General features: G+C 64.6%; 2 protein-coding genes. Both read right to left on the bottom strand.

Annotation, left to right across the window (positions count from 1 at the left end; genetic code table 11):
• A partial coding sequence (locus CXY71_RS00050; RefSeq protein WP_104133711.1) for an SRPBCC family protein occupies positions 1 to 433 on the bottom strand: 433 nt, incomplete at its 3' end.
• A gap of 22 nt (positions 434 to 455) precedes the next feature.
• Positions 456 to 1,193 carry a hypothetical protein gene (locus tag CXY71_RS00045; protein ID WP_104133710.1) on the bottom strand — a complete coding sequence of 246 codons (738 nt, stop codon included), beginning with the start codon at positions 1,191 to 1,193 and terminating at the stop codon, positions 456 to 458.
• Between the last annotated feature and the right edge of the window lie 93 nt (positions 1,194 to 1,286).

Below are 1,286 nucleotides of genomic sequence, written 5' to 3'. Positions count from 1 at the left end.
GGATGCCGTCGAGGGCTTGCTGGGTGCGGTCGATGATCTGAGTGTGTGCGTCTTCGCCGAACTTCTCCTCGAACATGGCGATCCCGTCCGGCAGGAAATCCCAAGACTCAGTGAGTTTCGTCCCGGTCTGCGCGGCCGCGAAGCTGAAGCCCCAGCGCACGAAGCTGCCGCCCACCACCCAGGCGAACTCGTGACCGCGCTCTGCCGTCACCACCTCAGACCGGGTCTGCCACGTCCGGTGCGGGAGCTCGTTGTGCCCGGTGAACCAGGCACCAACCCGACCGGCCTCGGCCTCGTTGTCCCACCAGCACGATGTACAGACCGGGCTCCACTCGCCGGTGCGGGTGATGTCGGAGAGTAGGTCATAGAGAAACGTGGCCGACGCCTCGACGATGACCGACTCCTGATGGCTGAGAATGCTCGTCTCACTCATGCGTTTATCCTAACGAACGAGGTCACTTCTGCCGCCGCCGACTGCCACCGTGCCAGTCCTCCTGCTTTCCGACAGTGTCCGCGTCGACTCCAAACGCGGCCAGCTGTGGCTGCTCGCGCAGGCTGCGTTTGAGCTCGGCAAAACCCGGGAAGCGGGCCAGAGCAACCACGTGGTCCCACAACTCGACCGCCAAGTCCTCGTCTGGCAGCCGGCTGATCACCGGCCCGAAGAAGGCAACACCGGCGGGCGGCTCGAAGTGGATGATGGGCGTGCCCACGTCTTTTCCCGTCAGCGAGAGCGCTTCGTCCGTCTCCTGCTGGATCTCCCTGTCCCAGGACTCGTCGTCGAGAGCTTCCGCCAGCTCGAGCGGCAGGCCCGCCTCGGCGAGGATCGGCTCCACAAACTCACGCGTCCCCCGGAGCTCACGCAGGTTGACCTCGGTTCGATGGTCGTCCGGGCTGGGGGAGGTATCGAAGATGTGGGTCCCGAAGGCGGCGTACAGCGGCGCGATTGCCGCGCGGCCGTGCTCCGCTCGCGCCCGGGCGGCTACCCGCAGGAGCCGGAGCCCGGCGGTATGGCCAGCTTCGTACTCGGGCGGGAAGTGCGCGTCGTAGTCGACGTGGGAGTTGATCAGGCGCAACGAGATGAACCGCCAATCCACGGTATAGTCGCGTTGCTTTTGCACCTGCCGCACCCACTTACTGGTCATCCAGGCGAAGGGACAGACTGGGTCGAAGTAGAAATTGATGTCAGCGTCCATGCGTCCAACCCTAGGTCAGTACCGCACTACAACCGAGATCGACCGGGCAAGGTGAACTCGACGAACGCCATCTCACTGATCAGAGCTCGCGCT

Source organism: Cryobacterium sp. Y62 (assembly GCF_002929785.1).
Lineage (GTDB): Bacteria > Actinomycetota > Actinomycetes > Actinomycetales > Microbacteriaceae > Cryobacterium.
The sequence above is the reverse complement of the archived record's forward strand: the minus strand, read 5'-3'. Positions and strand labels throughout refer to the sequence as shown.

Excerpts from the sequence above, each read along its gene's own strand:
- CXY71_RS00045 (WP_104133710.1), bottom strand. The coding sequence starts at position 1,193 with ATGGACGCTGACATCAATTTCTACTTCGACCCAGTCTGTCCCTTCGCC.